Below are 19,140 nucleotides of genomic sequence, written 5' to 3'. Positions count from 1 at the left end.
AAACCTACGGCGGGTCGCACAAAGGCAATCCACCGTAGGCTTGAACTCTCCTTCAATCTTTATTTGTTGCTCCTTTTTGTGGGTCAAAACAGAGCTTCCAAAAGCCTCCTACATATAACCCCCAGGATTTTCCGCTTCTTGCAGTTTTTCAACAAATAAAACATTTGAAGGACAACTCAAGCCGTCAAAACCCTTTAATTATCGTAGGTTCTCTTGGTTGACCCTATTATATCTCTAGCCCCTTTTTTCTCTATCGTCGGAACGTACTTCTGCCGAATTCCCTCATAGTTTGTGCTATCGGTACTGTCATACTCCGCACCGCTCACATGGTGCCCCGACCGGTTGTAGCAGGTCACCCACCTGACAGCCTTGCTGCGCCATCCGCGTGCACAGCTCCTATACAACGATCTCCACGCCGCCCTCTCTTGACAACCGCTTCTGTCCAAACACCGCAATTCTAAGGTCTTTTTCCATCTCGTCTTTCCAACCGTTATCCTTCCATGTACTATTTTTTTACTCCCCATGCCCCAGCAGACACACCTTGAAGGTCTTAAAAATAATCTTCCAATCGACCCAGAAACTGCGCTCCTTCACATACTTCACGTCCAGATCCATCCACTCTTCAAAAGAAAGGTCGTTGCGGTGCGGGGCGATCTGCCAATAGCAGCTCAGGCCGGGAGTCACATACAGGCGCTGCTTTTCGTAGTCGCCGTACTGCTCCACCTCGCGGGGAAGCGCCGGGCGGGGGCCAACGATGCTCATATCGCCCTTCAGGATATTCCACAGCTGCGGCAGCTCATCGATACTGGTCTTGCGGATAAACTTGCCCACACGGGTAATGCGGGGGTCGTCCTTGATCTTGAACACGGGACCATCCATTTCGTTCTGGTCTAGCAGGTCGTCCAGTTTTGCCTCTGCATTGGGGCACATGGAGCGGAACTTATAGAACTTAAAGGGCTTACCGTTGCGGCCGATGCGCTCCTGACTGAAAACAGGACCAGCAGACGGGTCGTCCACCACAATTGCGATAGCCGTAGCCAGCATGACCGGCGACAACACCACCAACGCCAGAGACGACAAAATTACATCCTGCGTCCGCCGCCCGATCCAGTACAGGCGATGGTCGCGCAGATTTTCCTTGCGGTTAACTTCAACTTCCTTATCGATTCCGACAGTATTCGTAGCCATTTTTTCTCCTCACATAAATCCTTTTCTATGCACTTCTTATCGTTATTCGTTTTATCGCAATTTTCAGAAATAGTGCCTATCAACACGGCTTATTTGCGATATGCAGTTTGCGGATGTTGCTTGGACATTTAAAACGCAAACTTCTATAAAGTAATCTCTTTAACTCACACCGTTCCGGCAAGCACCTTCCTTTTAGATAACCGTTCCTCTTTTCCTAAAACCGGCAGACCGTTATTCCTGATCTCCGGGCAAGCAAAAACCCTCGGACGACAGCTTCGCCCAAGGTCATTTCAAATGCAATGTGGCCGTAATGAAAACCAGAACGTCATGCTGCAGCTCAAGCGCCGCGTGTGCAATGCTTCCAGTATGCAATATTTCACATTTTTGTAGAACCTCAACAAGCCCACTTCATTTTCACCTTTGCGCATCACGCCAGCAAGGGAAACAGCAGTGGGCTTTTTATTTTGATCTATCATTCGGGTTTCCTCATGATCTATCACATGATTGTTCGCAAACAGACATAAGCCCACTGGATTCACCTCCTTACCGCAATCAAGGCGTATCCTTCCATCACAAAACAGAGGATACCAGTTCTTCTACGTGGCCGTCTGAATTCTCTTATTATTCTATCATGGTTATATCTGGGAATCAATAGAAATCCGAGGAAATGTATCCATCCATGCTTTAGAAAAAAATGCGATTCAGCCAGAACTTTTTTGCACATTGCCCAGTTTCGCATGAAAGCTCCAGATGAAATCATCGATGGACAAAATGTGTGGTCATATAGTTGTCCAAGGCGCTGGAGAGTGCAGTTATAAAATTACAGGAGGCTCCTCATGGATACTTATAAAATCGCTATTGACACCTTTCTTGCCGAGACGTCCGAGTGCAAAGCCAGTGGGTGCGCCGTCTTTATCGGGGCAGACATCGCATTTCAAGACATCCAGCTGCATACACACCGGAACAAGTCAGAGCTGCATTTCATGGCCGGACACACCATGCTTTCCATCCCCCTTGCCAGCATCCTGAGTATTGAAAAGCTGGTATTGCGAGATATCCAGTCCACCAAGTATGAGATCATCACCAAAGAGAGCGGCACCATTACCCTTGACGTTGTTTAAAAATGCACCCGTAAAGACAGAGATTCGCCGGGCTGTGAGAGGACGCCCATTATTTAAAGGAGAGCAGCCATGACCATTATATCAGCGCAACAAAGCATGTCTTGACCCATTGAACTCGATTACCAATTTGGTAATTGAGGTAGGAAGTCACACACGGTACTCTCATGATTCGCTTTCAGGGGCAATCAATTTAAGTACCCCTTTTTTGCAGCCTAAAATTCCGCCACAAAACGGTGTCCACCACATAGACGCCCTCGCATTATACGGTAACGCGCCATATTTTGAAATTCATTTTTTAATCGCATCAATCCAGATAGGACAACGGCTTGTGATACCATCCGCCGGGCAGACACTTACTAGAATATAAATAATTGACAAATTGAGGTACCCACATACATTTCCAGACAGAATCACACCGCAACAGATGTTTTTCTCAACTATTTGAGATATTTCACTCTGATCAAATCGTCGCCCATTTCTGATATGCGTCCTATTGGTGAAGGATTGATAAAGAGGAAGGTATTCGCTGGCGCTCATACCATTTAGATCAACTCCAATCTTGAAAAAGCTCACAGGTTCGCTTAGTCAAGATTTACGTTGGCGTGATCATGTTAACCGAGCGTTTCTGTCCCGTCCTCATGCTTCGGCCGTTCAAGAAGCACTCGGCCAACACAACCACGCAAAAAAAAAACAAATAAAGTCAATCAAGAAGCGGTCTTGGTGCGCATATTTTTCACTTTGCTATATAGTATAGTGAATTTTGTGCGCATTTTACTGCTTTGTGACCCACCAAACGTTCTTATTTCGCAGTTCTCCACTTGTTACACGTCTCTTCTGTAAATCATATCCATAGTGCTGCAGCCATTGACGTGCAAAGGTATAGCTTGGCAACGATTTTTCAGCGTGTCCATCTGCCTTGTTGTAGATGTGCCCCAGCTCAAAGAAGATCTTCTGCCAGTCTTCATAGTAGCGTTCCTCATTCAGATGGGCATCCAGATATGCAAGCAGCAGCGGCGGGTCAAGGCGCTCTACTTTTGCAAGCAGGCTTTCATCGATTTTTTTCAGCAGCTCTGTCTGATACCCCTGTTCGAGCATTTGCAGCAGGAAAACACGTTCTACACGAGCCTGCAAGGTCGCACGCTTCCGCCAGCAGTATTCACCTTCCCGTGGGTCCAGAACGACTGTATGGCTTTTTTTCAGTATTTCCACTGTTTCAGGCTGATGCAGGTATGCCTTCCATGCCTTCCTATCATCAAACCATTTTCGATATGCCTTGACCGGTTCCAGCTGATACTTCTCGATTTTTTAAGTTCTCCTTCCAGACGTTCTTTGGGGTAATGCAGCAAATATACCGCGCAGGTATCCCCCTCATCCAAGGGACGTTTGCGGCCAAGGATCTGCGCATTAACGAGCGGGTTCCACAGTTCACTGACAATATATTTCAGCGCACGGTCTTTCATATCCACACCATTATAGAGGGTCGTTGTGGTCAGTGTAACCTGATGCTGCAGAACATTGCCCACGAGCACATCATCCAGTTTGTCAAATTCCTCCGCTTCCTGACGGTATTTGGAGCACAGGCACACCACATCCTCTATACCATCTGCTTTCAGAGTGTCCCGCAGTTTTCGTAGCTTGGCGATGGTATTCACAAAAACGAGGATCTTTTCTCCCGGCTGTACCCGGCGGATGATATCCAATTCGTCATCGTCACGGTAAAAGAATTTCACGCTTGACACAAACCGATAATCCATCGGCAGACGATAGTGCTGTCCCTCCGGGATCATATTCCGCAGCTCCCAATAGTCAAAGAAGGGGCGGGCGGTAGCGCTCATAAAGATACAGGTCTTCGTTGTCCAAAGCTCTTTAATAGCCTCATAGCTTGCATCCACATGATCGTTGAAGCTGGCATCTGTTACCATGTAGTGATACTCGTCTGACACGATACAATCAAACGATCTCAGATAAGTTTTGGCGGCATCTTCATTCCTTTGCAGGAAGGTTTCCAGCCACTGGTATGTTTCAACACAGATGGTGTGCTCATACTTGTTATCTATGGCGGTTTTGTCAACAATTCCTCCAAGCGCGGGATCATAGTCCTCGTAGGATACCTCTATACTCCCCAAACGGTTCACATCGCGCTCGATCTGGTTGCGCAGAGCTTCGCGATTGCACAGGATCAGGATACGCTTACGATGTTCATATGCCCACGGCAGCAATGTCTTCAGAATAAAATAGGTCTTGCCGGAGTTCGTGCCCGCATCAAGCACCACGATCCCATGCCAGTTCTTGTAATCCTCGCCAACAAGATCTGTGATGTACTGTTTTGCAGGCTGTAGGGTCGCCGCTGCGATGCTCCAGATACTCCTCCATGATCCTGACCAGTGCCTTGGAGAGCGGTACGATCTGCTGATTACGCGCCTTCATGTGGCGGAAAAATACTGTCCCGGCAGAAAGGTCCAAATCTCCGATCTGCAGGTTGAGCAGCGTGGACGCACGGCAGCCGGTACCAAGCAGGAAGTTGACAATGACCCAGTTGCGGTATTCGGCAAAGGAGCAGGTCTTGCAGTCCGGTTCCTTCAGCAGCTTCTGCAGCTCGTCGGTGGTATAGGGTTCCTTGATCGGATCATCGGCACGCACCAGTCGAATGGGATACTTTTCCAGATAGCCTTTTTCCATGCACCAGTACAAAAACGCACGCACCATGCGGAGGTTCGTATTGATGGTCGTATCGTGGAGCTGCTGGTCCTTCATATAGAAGATATAATCCTCCACCGTTTCCTCTGTGATGGTATGGATGGGCTGTTCTGTATCCCCCAGAAACCGAAAGAAGCTCCTACCTTTTGCGGCATAGAAGTCGAGCGAGCCTTGGGAGAGGTTCTTGAGCCGGTTGTACTTTTGGAACCTTTCAAAGGCCTGTTGGATGGTGGGATTTGCCTTGGCAGCGGGTCTTAAATCACGGTTACGCACGAGAGAGACTCCTCCTTTTTTCGCGAAAAATCCCTCTCGCCCGCTCAACACTTCCAGAAAATGGAACAAAAAGAAAAAGCCTAAAATCATTCGAATCAACGAATAATTCTAGGCTTTCCGATGCCGCCGACGGGGGTCGAACCCGTACTCTGTCTCCAGAAAGGGATTTTAAGTCCCTCGTGTCTGCCAATTTCACCACAGCGGCGCAAACCCGGCTTACAAAGCCCTGCTGCCCTCTGGCTTGGGAGGGAACCGGGAATAACAGGTGTGAGGTAAAATGTCATCCAAATGACTTGCCGTCACTTGAAGTAACATGAAATTCAGCGATATTTATGATACAATAGTTTCCGTACTTTGTCAAGAAAAACCGCTTATTCGGTGCTGCTTACACCTTGCCGCCGTGCAGCTCGGCGTACATCCGGGAGCGGCACTCGGCCACTGCGGGGGTCATATTGACGTAGTGCTTGTGGGGGCACTCCAGACGCAGCTCGCTCTCCCAAGTTTCCTCGGTGAGCTGCTTTGCAATATAGGCTTTCTTCTCCGCAATAGAGGGCAGTTCAATGGCCAGCTTACCGCCCAGAATATGCGGCACCAGCAGCGGACGCACAGCGGTGGGGGTAAAGGTGATGGTGCGCTCGATGGCGTCTGAGTCCAGATTGACCATGGTGACCGGCTTACCGGCCTCGATGACCTCGCCGTCCATGGCAATCAGGTCACACTGCGCCTGACCGTTTTCGTCGTACAGACGCCACGGCATCTTTTTGCCCGGGATGATGGCCTTGCTGGCGGAGTCCGAGCACTTCATCTTGGGGGTGTAGCTGCCGTCCGGCTTTTTCACCGCCACCAGCTTGTACACGCCGCCGAACACGGGGTCGGAGGCAGAGGTGATGAGGTTTTCGCCCACGCCGTAGGAGTCGAAGTGTGCGTGCTCGTACAGCTCCATGTTGGCGATCTTTTTCTCGTCCAGACCGTTGGAGGCCACCAGCTTGATGTAGGGCTTGCCGGCGGCATCCAGTGCCTTGCGCAGCCGCTTGGAGCCGCGGGCAAGGTCACCAGAGTCGATGCGGGCGCTCTTAACACGGCGGTTGGGATCGTTGGGATATTTCTCAATGAGATAATCGTCCAGCTTGATCAGGTTGGGCAGGCCGCTTTCCATAATATTATAGGTATCCAGCAGCAGGCTGACCGAATCCGGGTAGGTATCAGCAAAGGCCTTGAACGCATCGAACTCGGTGGGGAAAAACTCGATAAAGCTGTGCGCCACGGTGCCCACGGCCTTGACCTCTGCGCCGAACTTCATCTCGGCCAGACAGTTGGCCGTGCCGATGCAGCCGCCCAGCACTGCTGCGTAAGCACCATCGTTACCAGCGCTCTCGCCCTGTGCGCGGCGGGTGCCGAACTCCATGACGCTGCGAGGGGTGTGGGTGTTCAGGCCGGTAACGCGGGTGGCCTTGGTGGCGATCAGGCTATGGAAGTTCATGGTCTGCAGCAGGTAGGTCTCGATGAGGATCGCGCCTACCAGATCGCACTCGATGCGCACCATCTGTACATGGGGGTAGCAGACCGTGCCTTCGGGCAGGGCGTACATATCGCCCTGCCACTTGTAGGTGCGCAGATACTCGCAGAACTCCTCGCTCATGCCCTTGGTGCGCAGCCAGTGGATGTCCTGCTCATTGAAGTGATAGTCCAGCAAAAAGCGGGTCAGCTTGCGCTGGCCTGCGCTGATGGAATAGCCCTGATTATCCGGGTTTTTACGGAAGAACATATCAAACACCAGCGTGGTATCCTTAAAACCATGCAGGAACAGGCAGTTTGCCATGGTGAATTCGTAAAAGTCCACCACCATCGCGGGGTTATCGTAGTCCTCATCGGGGATATAAGGCTCAACCTTGATCTCGTTCATGAATGTTTTCCTCTCTATTTATACCCGGCGTCAGCTCTTCCCTACTGCGCGCCGCCTGCCGCTTGCCCGGCAGGGGGATCTGCCGCCCTGTCATGACAGAGCGTTTCTATCATGATAGCACGATTTCCCTGCCTGTGCAAGTATTTTCGCGCAAAAAGACCGCTGCACAAACGCTGTGCAGCGGTCTCTGCGCTTATAACAAATAAATCAGGCTCAGCCGTTCATAATGCTGGGGGTGGCGTTCTTCAGCACAACGTCGTGGCTGCCGCCCTCCACGATGGAGGTGGAGGAAACAACGGTCAGCTTGGCCTTCTGCTGCAGTTCGGGGATGGACAGAGCGCCGCAGTTGCACATGGTGCTCTTGACCTTATACAAGGTGGTCTGCACGCCGTCCGCCAGAGGGCCTGCGTAGGGCACATAGCTGTCCACGCCCTCCTCAAAGCTCAGCTTGGTGGAGCCGCCCAGATCGTAGCGCTGCCAGTTGCGGGCACGGTTGGAACCTTCGCCCCAGTACTCCTTCATATACTGGCCGTTGATGCGCACCTTGTTCGTGGGGCTCTCGTCAAAGCGGGCAAAGTAGCGGCCCAGCATCACAAAGTCTGCGCCCATAGCCAGCGCGAGGGTGATGTGGTAGTCATGGACGATGCCGCCGTCGGAGCAGATGGGCACGTAGATGCCGGTCTCCTTGTAGTACTCATCGCGTGCCTTGGCAACCTCGATAACAGCGGTAGCCTGACCGCGGCCAATGCCCTTGGTCTCGCGGGTGATGCAGATGGAGCCGCCGCCGATGCCGATCTTCACAAAGTCTGCACCAGCCTCAGCGAGGAAGCGGAAGCCCTCGGCGTCCACCACGTTGCCGGCACCCACCTTGACAGTGTCGCCGTAGTGCTCGCGGATCCAGCCGATGGTGCGGCTCTGCCACTCGGAGTAGCCCTCGGAGGAGTCGATGCACAGCACATCCACACCGGCCTCTACCAGTGCGGGCACGCGCTGAGCGTAGTCGCGGGTGTTGATACCGGCACCCACAACGTAGCTCTTGTTCTTATCCAGCAGCTCGTTGACGTTTGCCTTGTGGGAGTCGTAGTCCTTGCGGAACACCATATACACCAGATTGCCCTCGGCATCCACCAGCGGCAGGGTGTTGATCTTGTTGTCCCAGATGATGTTGTTGCAGTCGTGCAGGGAGGTGTTGGCCGGAGCAGTGACCAGCTTTTCAACGGGGGTCATAAAGGTGGTGACGCAGGCGTCGTCCGGGGTGTGGTTGATGCGGTAATCGCGGGAAGCCACGATGCCCAGCAGCTTGCCATTGGGAGTACCGTCGGCAGTGATGGCAATGGTGGAGTGACCGGTGCGTGCCTTCAGCTCCAGCACGTCATGCAGGGTGGCAGTGGGAGCCAGATTGGAATCGGACACCACATAGCCGGCCTTGAAGCTCTTGACGCGGCGCACCATAGCGGCCTCGTTCTCGATGCTCTGAGAGCCATAGATAAAGGAAACGCCGCCCTGACGAGCCAGTGCAATGGCCAGCTTATCGCCGGAGACCGACTGCATGATGGCGCTGATCATGGGGATATTCATCTGCAGCGGGCACTCCTCCTGTCCCTTGCGGTACTTGACCAGCGGGGTCTTCAGGCTGACCGCCGTAGGCACATTCTCCGCAGAGGAATAGCCAGGGACCAGCAGGTACTCGCCAAAGGTGCGGGAGGGTTCTTCGTAGAAATAAGCCATAATCAAACTCCTTTTCTCTTAGGGTGTATCTGAAAAGTCGAAAATTTAGCCTATTTCTACAAGCACAGCTGGATTTTGCGTTAAACAGCCTTGAAATCCACAAAGGATTCCTGCGGCTATTTGCCTTAAATCCCGCTTGTGCTTGCGAAATATTCGTCATTTTCTTTGTTTCCAGATACACCTTTAACGCATCCGATAAAGATCAGCATCAAAATCCTTCATGTTTGCTGCCTATAAATTGATTGTATATACTTTACCACAAAGCCCGCAAGAATACAAACCCCTGCCGCGCCAAACTTTATAATTGTCCTTTGCGGAAAAACAGACAAATTGCCAAGCGTTTTTAGGCATTGGTCATACTTTGATTTTTGAAGTATCACTTTTGCAGGCAAATCAGAGCTTACAGAATGCAAAAAAGCTCGTCCGGAACATCGGACGAGCCCTTTTGCACACGAAGCGGGACACTGCCTGTGCGGCGCATGGATCATAGCTGTGAAGGAGAACAGCCGGAGGAGGAGGATCCGCGCCCAGTATCCCAAAAAACAAGAAGAAAAAGATTTCACACACAGCCTTGGGGCTTTGCCCTTGCTGTAACCATATTGTAACTCTTTTGAAACCGTTTTGCAATAGGGTATTGTAATTTTTTTGTAATTTATTTTGTTAACTTTTTATGTCCTGCACCGCCGGGCTGCCGCAAACATCATTTCCCTTTTTGTGCCCGGTATGGTATACTGGCTTTGAATATGCTGCCACAGGCAGAAAAAGGAGTTTAGGATACGGATATGAAAACAAAATTGGGTATTGTGGGCTGCGGCTTTCTGGGCAACATCGTGGTTGACGCGTGGAAGAAGGGTCTGCTGCCGGACTACGAGCTGGTGGGCGTGACCAGCCGCACCCGCGCCTCGGCTGAAAAGACCGCCGCCAATGTCGGCTGCGCTGTTTGTGAGGACGTGGACGCGCTGCTGGCGCTTGAGCCGGAGTACATCGTGGAGGCCGCTTCGGTGGAGTCGGTGCGTGCTATGGCCATCCCGGTGCTGAAGCGGGGCGTGAATCTGGTCATTCTGTCCATCGGTGCCTTTGCGGATCTGGATTTCTACGCACAGGTCAAGGCAGCCGCCGTGGAGGGCGGCGCCAAGGTGCATCTGGCCAGCGGTGCCATCGGCGGCTTTGATGTGCTGCAGACCGTCACCCTGATGGCACAGGCGCAGGGCTTGCCGGAGACTGCCGGCATCGAGACCCACACCGGTGCAAAGGGCTTCCGCAACACGCCGGTATGGGCAGAGCACCTGCTGACCGACACCGAAAAGACCACCGTGTTCACCGGCAACGCAAAACAGGCCATTGCTACCTTCCCCCGCCGGGTGAACGTGGCGGTGGCTACCTCTCTGGCCACCACCGGTCCCGAGATCACCGGTGTGACCATGCACTCCGTGCCCGGCTGGGTGGGCGATGACCACTGCATCACTGCCGAGATCGAGGGCGTAAAGGCTGTGGTAGATATCTGCTCCTCCACCAGCGCCATTGCGGGCTGGAGCGCCGTCTCCCTGCTGCGCAATCTGGCTTCGCCCGTCTGCTTCTACTAATATAAGGAGGAGTCCGTCATGTTTGAAAAGCTTGTTGCCATTGAGCCTGTCAGCCTGATCCCCTCTGCCGAGGAGGAGCTGCACCGCTACGCCAAGCAGGTGGTGCTGTACCGGGACGTACCCGCCAGCGACGATGAGATGGTGCGCCGCATTGGAGACGCCGATGCCGTACTGCTGAGCTACACCTCCCGCATGGGCAAGGAAGTCATCGCGCAGTGCCCCAACATCCGCTATATCGGGATGTGCTGCAGCCTGTACTCTGAGGAGAGCGCCAATGTGGATATCGCCTACGCACGCACCCGGGGCATCCAGGTGCTGGGCATCCGGGACTACGGCGACCGCGGCGTTGTGGAGTACGTTCTGCACGAGCTGACCGGCCTGCTGCACGGCTTTGGGATGTCCATGCTGCGGGACGAGCCGGTGGAGATCACCGGCCTGAAGGTGGGCATCGTGGGTCTGGGCGTTTCCGGCCGGATGATCGCCGATGCGCTGCAATTTATGGGCGCAGAGATCAGCTACTTTGCCCGCAGCGCAAAGCCGGACGCCGAAGCCGCCGGTATGACCTTCAAGCCCCTGCCCCAGCTGCTGGCGGACAGCGAGGTGGTATTCACCTGCCTGAACAAGAACGTGCTGCTGCTGGGCGAAAACGAGTTTGCCCAGCTGGGTGTAGGCAAGGTGCTGTTCAACACCTCCATCGGCCCCGGCTTTGACTCCGCTGCGCTGGAAAAGTGGCTTAACCTGCCCGGCACACGCTTTTTCTGCGACACCCGCGCCGCAGCGGGGCCCGTGGCTGAGAACTTCTTTGCCCGGGAAAACGTGCGCTGCGCCAATGTGTCCGCCGGCCGCACCAAGCAGGCCTTTGTGCTGCTGAGCAAAAAGGTGCTGGACAACCTCCGCACCGCACTGGGCGAATAAAAAACAAGGAGTGTTTATCTATGAAAACTGCATTGACCATTGCCGGCAGTGATTCCAGCGGCGGCGCCGGGATCCAGGCCGATATCAAGACCATGACCGCCAACGGCGTGTTTGCCATGAGCGCCATTACCGCCCTGACCGCACAGAACACCACCGGTGTGACCGCCATTTTTGACACTACGCCGCAGTTTCTGGCGCAGCAGCTTGATGCCGTGTTCACCGACATCTACCCGGATGCGGTGAAGATCGGCATGGTATCCTCTGCCCCGCTCATCGACACCATCGCCGAGCGGCTGCACTTCTACGGCGCAAAGCATATCGTGGTGGACCCTGTGATGGTGGCTACCTCCGGCGCAAAGCTGCTGCAGGACGATGCCGTGCAGGCGCTGACCGAAAAGCTGCTGCCGCTGGCTGAGGTGCTTACCCCCAACATCCCGGAAGCGGAGATCCTGTCCGGCATGACCATTGCCAACGCCGCCGACATGGAAGCCGCTGCCCGCACCATCAGCGAGCGCTACGGCTGCGCCGTACTGTGCAAGGGCGGCCACCAGATCAACGATGCCGACGACCTTTTGTGGCGCGGCGGCACCGGCAAGTGGTTCAAGGGCAAGCGCATCGCAAACCCCAACACCCACGGCACCGGCTGCACCCTGTCCAGCGCCATCGCTTCCAATCTTGCCAAGGGGTACGACCTTGACACTGCCGTGGAGCGTGCCAAGGCCTACATTTCCGGCTGTCTGTCTGCCATGCTGGATTTAGGGCACGGCTCCGGGCCCATGGATCACACCTTCAACCTGAAGGGAGATTTTGTCCGTGACTGACCTGCCCTTTGTTTCGGCGCTGGTGCAGGCCGACCTGCCCGTGTGGGAACAGTGCTTACAGACCGAGTTTCTGCAAAAGATGGAAAACGGCACCCTGAGCGAGGACTGCTTTAAAAGCTACCTTGTGGAGGACAGCCTGTATCTGCGGGAGTACGCCAAAATTTTTGCGTGGGGCATGACCAAGGCCACCACCATGGCGGCTATGCGCACTTACTATTCCCTGCTGTCCTTCGTGCAGGAGAACGAGGATCTGACCCGGCTGCGATATCTGGAAGAGTACGGCCTGCGGGAAGCCGATATCCAGTCCCTGCCCCTGCGCCCGGAAAGCCGCGCTTATCTGGACTGCATGATCGACGCCGCCCGCAACGGCGATGGGGAAGCCGAGTGCCTGATGGCCTGCCTGCCCTGTATGCTGAGCTATGGCTGGCTGTTCCAGAAGCTTTTGCAGCGCTCCCCCGCCGTAAAGGACACCTACTACGGCGCGCTGGTGCTGGACTACGCCGGCCCCGGCTACGATGCCGCCTGCCGCGCATGGGCAGAACGCGCCGAAGCCGCCTGCACCGGCCTTTCGCCGGAGCGCGCCGCCCGCTGCCGCGCGATCTTCCGCGCCTGCTCGGAGCACGAGCTGCACTTCTGGGAGATGTGCGCCACACCCCGGACGGATATTTAGTCTTTGATACGCAAACGACCCACTGCAAGTTTTATGCAGTGGGTCGTTTATTTTCAGCCTACTTACCCCTTCCGTCTGCTCCCGTTGGTCGCAGCCACCTTCCCCAAGGGGACGGCTTTTGTAGCAACGGGCAGCTTTCCGGCACAGCCATAAGGCGTCCCCTTGGGGAAGCTGTCGCCGCAGGCGGCTGAAGGGGTAAATAATAATATTTTTTATCGCAGCACCGAGAGTTCCTCAATGCCATAACGCTGCATCAGGGCGATAGCCGCCGGGGTGATCTCCTCGCCGCTGACCGCCACAGGGATGGCGGGCGGGCAGGACACCGTGGGCATGGCACACACCCGTCCCAGTGCCTTGTGTACCGGGATGCGCACCTGTGCGCCCAGCACCGCCTGCCGGATGGTACAGCACTGCACCACCTGCTGCTGCAAGGCGGCAAACTCCCCTGCCCGGTTCTCGGGGCGGGGCAGCCCGGCAGGCACAGCAGCCAGAAGCTGTTCCAGCGCCGTTTGCAGGCGTTCAAAGTCCTGCGGCGGGTTCTCCGGGGTGAACATCAGCACCACATAACGGGGGTCGGCATACTCGCACTCCAGCTGTGCGCGGCGCAAAGCCTCTGCCAGCGCTGTGCCGGTGCAGCCAAGGGCGGCGGCATCCAGTGTGAGCTTCATCGGCTCCTGCTGCGCACCGGCAACTGCCAGCGGCACCGGGCACTGCCGTGCCGCTGCGGCCTTGTTCAGGCTGCGGCGCAGACCTTCCAGCGCCGCGCAGCACTGCGCCAGCCGCCGGGGGTAGTCCCCTGCCAGCACCGCGTTGCAGGCATCCAGCGACTGCAAAATGAGGTAAGAGGGGCTGGTAGAGCCGAACAGCGCCAGCGCACCCCGCACGGCGGCTTCGTCCTGCACGGGGGCATCGTGCGCCAGATGCAGATACGCGCCGCCGGTGACCACCGGCAGGGTCTTGTGGGCAGAGTCGCAGCACATGGCCGCGCCCTGCGCGATGGGGTGGCAGTTCTGCGGCAGAAAACGCAGATAGGCACCGTGGGCGTTATCCACCAGCAGCGGCACGCCCTGCGCCCGGCAGACCGCCGCCAGCGCCGGGATGTCCTGCACCCCGCCCAGATAATCCGGGCTGGTGACGTACACGCCAAAGGGCTCTATCCCCTGCTGCGCCAGCGCGTGTAAAGCCCCGGTCAGCGCTTCGGCTGTGACGGGGCAGCTGCACAGTGCGCCCTCTGCCTGCGCAGACGGCCAGAGCCAGCGGATATCAAAATCCAACAGCGCCGCCGCGTACAGCAGCGCCTTGTGGGCGTTGCGGGCAGCCAACAGCACCGGGCGCTTACCGTTTTGCGGTGCGCCTTGCAGCGCCAGAAACAGCATGGCACGGATGCACTGAGATGAGCCCTCGGTGCTGTAATAGCTGTGTGCCGTGCCAAACAGCCGGGTGGCGTTGGCTTCGCTTTCGGCAATAATGCCCTCCGGCGCGTAAAGCTCGTCCGCACCGCAGATCTCGGTGATATCCAGCGGCTCAAAGCCTAAAAGGCTCTGCCCCTTGTGGCCGGGCATGTGCAGCCGGGCGGTGCCGGACTGTGCATAGCTGCGCACAAAATCCACGATGGGGGTGGTCATGCTCATTCGCAGGCTTCGCCGTCAGCGCAGGCGTTGCAGGTGGAGCCCAGCTCAATGGGCACCTCAATGCCCTTGGCTGCCAGTTCCTGATTCTCGGCTACCTTGATCATGATGGCGCACTCCATGCGCTTTTTGAACAGCTCGCAGCCGTACTCATACACGCCGGTAATGCTGCCGGTGGCATGGTAGGAGTTGGCAGCGCAGCCGCCGGAGCAGTACAGCTTTGCCCAGCAGTCCTGACACTCCTTCCGGGCGTAGGCGTTGCAGTGCTTGAACTCATCCCGCACGGCGGTGTTGGTAACGCCCTTCCAGATATCGCCCAGCAGGTACTTGGGGTCGCCCACGAACTGGTGGCAGGGGTACAAGTCGCCCCAAGGGGTAACCGCCATGTACTCGGTGCCGGAGCCGCAGCCGGAGATACGCTTATAGATGCAGGGACCGCCGGTCAGGTCGATCATGTAGTGGTAGAAGGTAAAACCTCTGCCCTCGCGGTCGCGCTTGATCATCTCCTTGGCAAGGATCTCGTACTGCTCCTTCAGGATGGGCAGATCCGCCTCGGTCAGGGCGCTGGGGTCGCTGGGGTCGCAGACCACCGGCTCCATGCTCAGCTCGGTAAAGCCAAGGTCTGCCATGTGGAAGATATCGTTGGTGAAGTCGGTGTTAAAGTGGGTATAGGTGCCGCGCATATAGTAGTTCTTGTCGCCGCGCTTCTTGACGAACTCCTGGAACTTGGGCACGATGCGGTCATAGCTGCCGTTGCCTGCGCAGTCCACACGGAAGCGGTCGTTGACCTCCTTGCGGCCGTCCAGACTCAGCACCACGTTGTGGCACTCCTTGTTGCAGAAATCAATGACATCATCATCGATCAGCACACCGTTGGTGGTCATGGTAAAGCGGAAGTTCTTGTTGTGGATCTTTTCCTGCTCGCGGCAGTAGGCCACCAGCTTTTTGACCATATCAAAGTTCATCAGCGGCTCGCCGCCAAAGAAGTCCACTTCCAGATTGCGGCGGGTGCCGCTGTTCTCGATGAGGAAGTCCATGGCGCGCTTGCCCACCTCAAAGCTCATCAGGGCGCGGTCGCCGTGGTAGCGTCCCTGCGAGGCAAAGCAGTAAGAGCAGCTCAGGTTGCAGCTGTGGGCAACGTGCAGGCACAGTGCCTTTACCACAGTGTTGCGGTTCTTGAAGTCAAAGGCCATGTCCTTATAGACATCCGGGCTCCACAGCTTGCCGTTTTCCTTCAGGCTGGTCACATCGTCGATGCACTGGCGCAGATCCTCCTCGGTCACGTCCGGGCGGCTGCCGTACTTTGCCAGCATGGCGGCAACGATCTCGTCTGCGGTATGCTCCGGGTACATGGCGATGACATCGTAGGCCACCTCGTCCACAACGTGCACCGAGCCGCTGCAGGTGTCCAGCACGATGTTATAACCGTTTAATTGATACTGATGTACCATTTTACACTCCATTCCAGATTACACAAAAAAATGCCGCCCGGCAAAGGCGGCATAAGGTTTGCAAAAATTACTTGTTGCTGTTCTCGCACTGCTGGTTAGCCACGCCGCAGGAAGTCTTGCAGGCGGACTGGCAGGAAGTCTGGCACTCGCCGCAGCCACCGGTCTTAACGCTCTTGGTCAGGTCACGAGTAGCAATAGTCTTGATACGCTCCATGATAGAAACCTCTCTAACTCTCAAAAATTTATCGCGCCGGACATAGTTCCGGTACGCTTTTATCTTGTAATAGGATATCACGCAGCGCGGCTTTTGTCAAGATTTTTTCGCTAAGCCCTTTCACCCGCCCATGGGCTGGTAGCGGGTAAGCACCGTATGCAGTCCCAGCTCCCGGGCGCGTGCCAGTAAGTACCGGTAACGGCACAGCAGCGCCTGCCGCTCGTAGATGCGCTGCTCAATGAGGTCGGTATCCACCTCCATATCAAACATCATCTCGTTGCGCTTCAAACAGAACAGGCATTCTTTCAGTTCTTCTTCCAGTTCCGGGTGGTAGCGCTCGTGCTCGGTATCCCGCGGGACGCGGGGCGAAAGCAGGGTCTGGGCGTTTTGTGTGGTTCGTTCCGGCATAGGCATCCTCCTTCTGGTACTTTGCAAGGTTTTGTACCTTCCAGTATAGGCGGTGCGGTGCGCAGAATGTGCCGAAGCGCGGCAGTGCTCCGGCACAGATTATCCGGCGCTGCTGCGGCATTTTCCAAAAAAGTACAACTTTTTTCAAAAATATGCTTGACAACTCCGGGCTTTTCCCGTATAATAGCACACGTTGAGCGGCTCACCCCGCAAAACACAACAGAATATTGGGGATTTGCATAGTGGTAGTGCGGTAGACTCTGACTCTACTTGTGGGAGTTCGATTCTCTCATCCCCAACCAGAACAAAGCCATCTGAGGAAACTCAGGTGGCTTTTCTGTTTGTATGATTCTGAGCCACAGCCGCAAGGCCGTGACTCTTCAAAACCCCTGTGGGTCATAGGGAACTTTTGAAGAGTCACCCCTGCCGGGGAAACTCCCCCAGTCTGCTGCGCAGACAGCCCCCTCGGGGATGGGGCCTTTGGCATGGTGGGAAAGTTCCCGGTTTCGCCAGAGGCTCCCTCCCAGAGGGAGCTGGCAAAGCCGTTAGGCTTTGACTGAGGGAGTTTCCCCGCACACACAAAAACCGGGCAGCCCGCAGACTGCCCGTTTTTTTGCTATACCGTTGATTTTGCCTTAATAAAGAGCTTTCTTTTACAGAATAGTAATGCGGCCTGCACCGTAGGGCTGCTCGTAGTTGAGCAGATAGCCGGGGTAAGCGGCCAGCGGGCTGTTGGCGCTGGACAGGTGCGGCAGACCCGCAGCATCTGCGCCGTCAAAAATCATAGCGTAGGTAGCCATCACCAGATAATCCTCGGACACATAGTCCTTGATCAGCTCTGCGCCGTCAAACATGGCAAAGCCGTCGCCCAGATTGCGCAGGGTGTAGTTCATGCCGGCCAGCGCGTAGGTAGCGCCCGGGTCCAGCGGCAGATAGCTGCCGGAAGCCTTATCGTAGATCTTCACGTTCTGCACGCGCGGAGTGCCGGTGGCGCTGCCGATCCAGACATTCTTCTCGTCGGTCTGCACGGTGTTGGGGATATCGGTGTGGATCTCGTAGGTAGCACCTGCCACCTGCAGGAAGCCGCCGTTCTCCTTGCCGCCCTCGCCTGCAAAGCGGGCTGCAAACTCCAATGCGTCCTGGATCTGCTTGCCGGTGACCGACATCAGGCAGGCCACGTTGCCAAAGGGGCTGACCTGCTTGCAGGTCTTGAAGGTCCAGTCGCCTGCGGGCACGTCGGCGCGGATGCCGCCGCCGTTCATGATGGCCAGATCACAGTGCAGCTTTTCCACCTCGTTGAAGTAGGCGTAGATGCCGTCGGCCACAAAGTCGCCGAGGTTGGTCTCGGCAGAGCGGATGCGGCGCTTGCCGGTGGCAGGGTCGGAAACATAGAAATCACTGTCGCCCACAGCGATCTTCTCGCCCAGCATATCGTCCACGGTGTTCACCCAGCTGGTCTGCATGGCAGCGATCGTTGCATCCATACCCTCGTGGGTGGGGATGAGCTTGGTGGTGATGGTGCCGTCCGCAGCGATGGTCATCTCGCCAACGTTGGCAAAGTAAGAACCGGTCTGGGTCAGGGTGACCGCCTTGCCGGAGGCATCCTGCACCTGCTTGTTCTCCATTACGGTATGGGAGTGACCGTCGATAAAGGCGTCAAAGCCGCTGGTGTGGGCAATGACTTCCTCACTGGTCCACGGAGAGGAAGAGGGGTCTACGCCCAGATGGCCCAGACCGATGACCACGTCTGCCAGAAGCTTTGCCTTATCAATGGCCTTCTGCACGGCGTCATAGAGCTTTTTGCCGTCCTCGCCGCCCTGAATGTCGTAGATGTACTTGCGCTGTGCCTTGTCCATAAAGTAGGCAGGGGTGGACTTGGTAAAGGTCTCGGGGGTGGTCACACCCACAAAGGCAATGCGTCTGCCGCCGCGCACGAACACCTTGACGGAGGGCAGCACACGCAGGCCGGTGCGCAGGTCTACCCAGTTACAGGACAGGTACGGGAAGTCCGCTTCCTTCATGATGGCCTTGGCGCGGTCCATGCCGTAGTCAAACTCGTGGTTGCCGGGGGTGGCGACATCGTAACCGGCAGCGTTCATCAGCTTGATGATGGAAGCGCCCTCGTCCATAGAGCCATAGGCAGTGCCCTGCACATGGTCGCCTGCGTCCACCAGCAGCACGTCCTTACCGGCGTTCTGATAGCTCTGCTTCAGGTCGGCAATGGCGGCGTAGGTCAGCTTGGGGCTCTGCTTGTCGATGTAAGTATGGACATCGTTGGTGTACAGGATGGTGACGTCAGACTTATCACCAAGCCAGCAGGCCGATGCGGCGGGTGCACCGATGGCCATGGATGCAGCGGCAGCGGTCACACCAGCAGCCTTTAAAAAGCTGCGACGGGAAATAAGTTGTTTCACAGGAAAACGACCTCCTTTTATTTTTGGCGTATCGCATTTGGGGCAGGCTCTTCCCTCCTGCCCTTTCAATAGTTCTAGCATAGCACAGAACGCCGCCGCAGACAAGCCAAAATCATTCTTTTGGCA

General features: G+C 55.8%; 17 protein-coding genes and 2 tRNA genes. 6 read left to right on the top strand and 13 right to left on the bottom strand.

What is annotated here, in order from left to right; translation table 11 throughout:
• Window positions 1-513: 513 nt before the first annotated feature.
• Window positions 514-1,188: a sugar transferase gene (locus C4N24_RS08600; protein WP_112091065.1), complete on the bottom strand. Its 675-nt coding sequence runs from the start codon at window positions 1,186-1,188 to the stop codon at window positions 514-516.
• Window positions 1,189-1,478: 290 nt separating this feature from the next.
• Window positions 1,479-1,664, bottom strand: a complete 186-nt coding sequence (locus tag C4N24_RS08595) for a hypothetical protein (protein ID WP_146746797.1) — start codon at window positions 1,662-1,664, stop codon at window positions 1,479-1,481.
• 360 nt (window positions 1,665-2,024) lie between these two features.
• On the opposite strand from C4N24_RS08595, the gene C4N24_RS08590 reads away from it, so the two are divergent.
• Window positions 2,025-2,309 carry a hypothetical protein gene (locus C4N24_RS08590; RefSeq protein WP_112091063.1) on the top strand — a complete coding sequence of 95 codons (285 nt, stop codon included), beginning with the start codon at window positions 2,025-2,027 and terminating at the stop codon, window positions 2,307-2,309.
• Window positions 2,310-3,080: 771 nt separating this feature from the next.
• On the opposite strand, the gene C4N24_RS15655 is transcribed toward C4N24_RS08590, so the two are convergent.
• The 6 genes from C4N24_RS15655 to C4N24_RS08565 all read right to left on the bottom strand — a co-directional run bounded on the left by C4N24_RS15655 (window position 3,081) and on the right by C4N24_RS08565 (window position 8,910).
• The gene (locus C4N24_RS15655; RefSeq protein WP_242983221.1) at window positions 3,081-3,518 is read right to left on the bottom strand and encodes a hypothetical protein; all 438 of its coding nucleotides are present in this window, start codon (window positions 3,516-3,518) and stop codon (window positions 3,081-3,083) included.
• Window positions 3,506-4,582, bottom strand: a complete 1,077-nt coding sequence (locus tag C4N24_RS08585) for a DEAD/DEAH box helicase family protein (protein WP_242983220.1) — start codon at window positions 4,580-4,582, stop codon at window positions 3,506-3,508. Before C4N24_RS08585 ends, C4N24_RS15655 begins: the two co-directional genes overlap by 13 nt.
• A complete protein-coding gene (locus C4N24_RS08580) occupies window positions 4,572-5,279 on the bottom strand; it encodes a tyrosine-type recombinase/integrase (RefSeq protein ID WP_181573066.1) in 708 nt (235 codons plus the stop codon). The genes C4N24_RS08585 and C4N24_RS08580 overlap by 11 nt, the downstream gene beginning before the upstream one ends.
• 121 nt (window positions 5,280-5,400) lie before the next feature.
• Window positions 5,401-5,484, bottom strand: a tRNA-Leu gene (locus tag C4N24_RS08575).
• 180 nt (window positions 5,485-5,664) lie between these two features.
• Window positions 5,665-7,182, bottom strand: coding sequence for a nicotinate phosphoribosyltransferase (locus C4N24_RS08570; RefSeq protein WP_112091061.1), 1,518 nt, complete (start codon window positions 7,180-7,182; stop codon window positions 5,665-5,667).
• 213 nt (window positions 7,183-7,395) lie between these two features.
• Window positions 7,396-8,910, bottom strand: a complete 1,515-nt coding sequence (locus C4N24_RS08565) for an IMP dehydrogenase (protein ID WP_005926656.1) — start codon at window positions 8,908-8,910, stop codon at window positions 7,396-7,398.
• A gap of 782 nt (window positions 8,911-9,692) precedes the next feature.
• On the opposite strand from C4N24_RS08565, the gene C4N24_RS08560 reads away from it, so the two are divergent.
• From C4N24_RS08560 to C4N24_RS08545, 4 genes are read left to right on the top strand one after another with little or no spacing between them, the layout of a single operon-like run.
• A complete protein-coding gene (locus C4N24_RS08560; protein WP_112091060.1) occupies window positions 9,693-10,493 on the top strand; it encodes an aspartate dehydrogenase domain-containing protein in 801 nt (266 codons plus the stop codon).
• A gap of 18 nt (window positions 10,494-10,511) precedes the next feature.
• Entirely contained in the window at window positions 10,512-11,408 is an 897-nt protein-coding gene (locus tag C4N24_RS08555) for an NAD(P)-dependent oxidoreductase (RefSeq protein ID WP_112091059.1), read from the top strand.
• A 20-nt stretch (window positions 11,409-11,428) separates the two neighbouring features.
• On the top strand, window positions 11,429-12,229 hold the full coding sequence (gene thiD / locus C4N24_RS08550; RefSeq protein WP_112091058.1) for a bifunctional hydroxymethylpyrimidine kinase/phosphomethylpyrimidine kinase: 801 nt from the start codon (window positions 11,429-11,431) through the stop codon (window positions 12,227-12,229).
• Window positions 12,222-12,899 carry a TENA/THI-4 family protein gene (locus tag C4N24_RS08545; protein ID WP_112091057.1) on the top strand — a complete coding sequence of 226 codons (678 nt, stop codon included), beginning with the start codon at window positions 12,222-12,224 and terminating at the stop codon, window positions 12,897-12,899. The genes thiD and C4N24_RS08545 overlap by 8 nt, the downstream gene beginning before the upstream one ends.
• A gap of 212 nt (window positions 12,900-13,111) precedes the next feature.
• Here the strand turns inward: C4N24_RS08545 and C4N24_RS08540 are convergent, their stop codons facing one another.
• The 4 genes from C4N24_RS08540 to C4N24_RS08525 all read right to left on the bottom strand — a co-directional run bounded on the left by C4N24_RS08540 (window position 13,112) and on the right by C4N24_RS08525 (window position 16,600).
• Window positions 13,112-14,530 carry an amino acid decarboxylase gene (locus C4N24_RS08540; protein WP_112091056.1) on the bottom strand — a complete coding sequence of 473 codons (1,419 nt, stop codon included), beginning with the start codon at window positions 14,528-14,530 and terminating at the stop codon, window positions 13,112-13,114.
• Complete coding sequence (gene scfB, locus C4N24_RS08535; RefSeq protein WP_044960665.1) at window positions 14,527-15,978, bottom strand: thioether cross-link-forming SCIFF peptide maturase; 1,452 nt, start codon at window positions 15,976-15,978, stop codon at window positions 14,527-14,529. The genes C4N24_RS08540 and scfB overlap by 4 nt, the downstream gene beginning before the upstream one ends.
• A gap of 67 nt (window positions 15,979-16,045) precedes the next feature.
• Window positions 16,046-16,192, bottom strand: a complete 147-nt coding sequence (gene scfA / locus C4N24_RS08530; protein ID WP_005926683.1) for a six-cysteine ranthipeptide SCIFF — start codon at window positions 16,190-16,192, stop codon at window positions 16,046-16,048.
• A 120-nt stretch (window positions 16,193-16,312) separates the two neighbouring features.
• Window positions 16,313-16,600 carry a hypothetical protein gene (locus C4N24_RS08525; protein ID WP_015538363.1) on the bottom strand — a complete coding sequence of 96 codons (288 nt, stop codon included), beginning with the start codon at window positions 16,598-16,600 and terminating at the stop codon, window positions 16,313-16,315.
• A 228-nt stretch (window positions 16,601-16,828) separates the two neighbouring features.
• Between C4N24_RS08525 and C4N24_RS08520 the strand changes: the two genes are divergently transcribed.
• A tRNA-Gln gene (locus C4N24_RS08520) sits at window positions 16,829-16,902 on the top strand.
• Window positions 16,903-17,253: 351 nt separating this feature from the next.
• On the opposite strand, the gene C4N24_RS08515 is transcribed toward C4N24_RS08520, so the two are convergent.
• Window positions 17,254-19,014 (bottom strand): bifunctional metallophosphatase/5'-nucleotidase, encoded by a 1,761-nt coding sequence (locus C4N24_RS08515; protein ID WP_112091055.1) that lies wholly within the window; start codon window positions 19,012-19,014, stop codon window positions 17,254-17,256.
• Window positions 19,015-19,140 lie beyond the last annotated feature (126 nt).

Source organism: Faecalibacterium prausnitzii (assembly GCF_003287405.1).
In the GTDB taxonomy this organism is placed as follows: Bacteria; Bacillota; Clostridia; order Oscillospirales; family Ruminococcaceae; genus Faecalibacterium; species Faecalibacterium intestinale.
The sequence above is the reverse complement of the archived record's forward strand: the minus strand, read 5'-3'. Positions and strand labels throughout refer to the sequence as shown.

Excerpts from the sequence above, each read along its gene's own strand:
- C4N24_RS08590 (WP_112091063.1), top strand. The coding sequence starts at position 2,025 with ATGGATACTTATAAAATCGCTATTGACACCTTTCTTGCCGAGACGTCC.
- C4N24_RS08600 (WP_112091065.1), bottom strand. The coding sequence starts at position 1,188 with ATGGCTACGAATACTGTCGGAATCGATAAGGAAGTTGAAGTTAACCGC.
- scfB (WP_044960665.1), bottom strand. The coding sequence starts at position 15,978 with ATGGTACATCAGTATCAATTAAACGGTTATAACATCGTGCTGGACACC.
- C4N24_RS08570 (WP_112091061.1), bottom strand. The coding sequence starts at position 7,182 with ATGAACGAGATCAAGGTTGAGCCTTATATCCCCGATGAGGACTACGAT.
- C4N24_RS08525 (WP_015538363.1), bottom strand. The coding sequence starts at position 16,600 with ATGCCGGAACGAACCACACAAAACGCCCAGACCCTGCTTTCGCCCCGC.
- C4N24_RS08540 (WP_112091056.1), bottom strand. The coding sequence starts at position 14,530 with ATGAGCATGACCACCCCCATCGTGGATTTTGTGCGCAGCTATGCACAG.
- C4N24_RS08555 (WP_112091059.1), top strand. The coding sequence starts at position 10,512 with ATGTTTGAAAAGCTTGTTGCCATTGAGCCTGTCAGCCTGATCCCCTCT.
- C4N24_RS08595 (WP_146746797.1), bottom strand. The coding sequence starts at position 1,664 with ATGATAGATCAAAATAAAAAGCCCACTGCTGTTTCCCTTGCTGGCGTG.
- C4N24_RS08565 (WP_005926656.1), bottom strand. The coding sequence starts at position 8,910 with ATGGCTTATTTCTACGAAGAACCCTCCCGCACCTTTGGCGAGTACCTG.
- scfA (WP_005926683.1), bottom strand. The coding sequence starts at position 16,192 with ATGGAGCGTATCAAGACTATTGCTACTCGTGACCTGACCAAGAGCGTT.
- C4N24_RS08560 (WP_112091060.1), top strand. The coding sequence starts at position 9,693 with ATGAAAACAAAATTGGGTATTGTGGGCTGCGGCTTTCTGGGCAACATC.
- thiD (WP_112091058.1), top strand. The coding sequence starts at position 11,429 with ATGAAAACTGCATTGACCATTGCCGGCAGTGATTCCAGCGGCGGCGCC.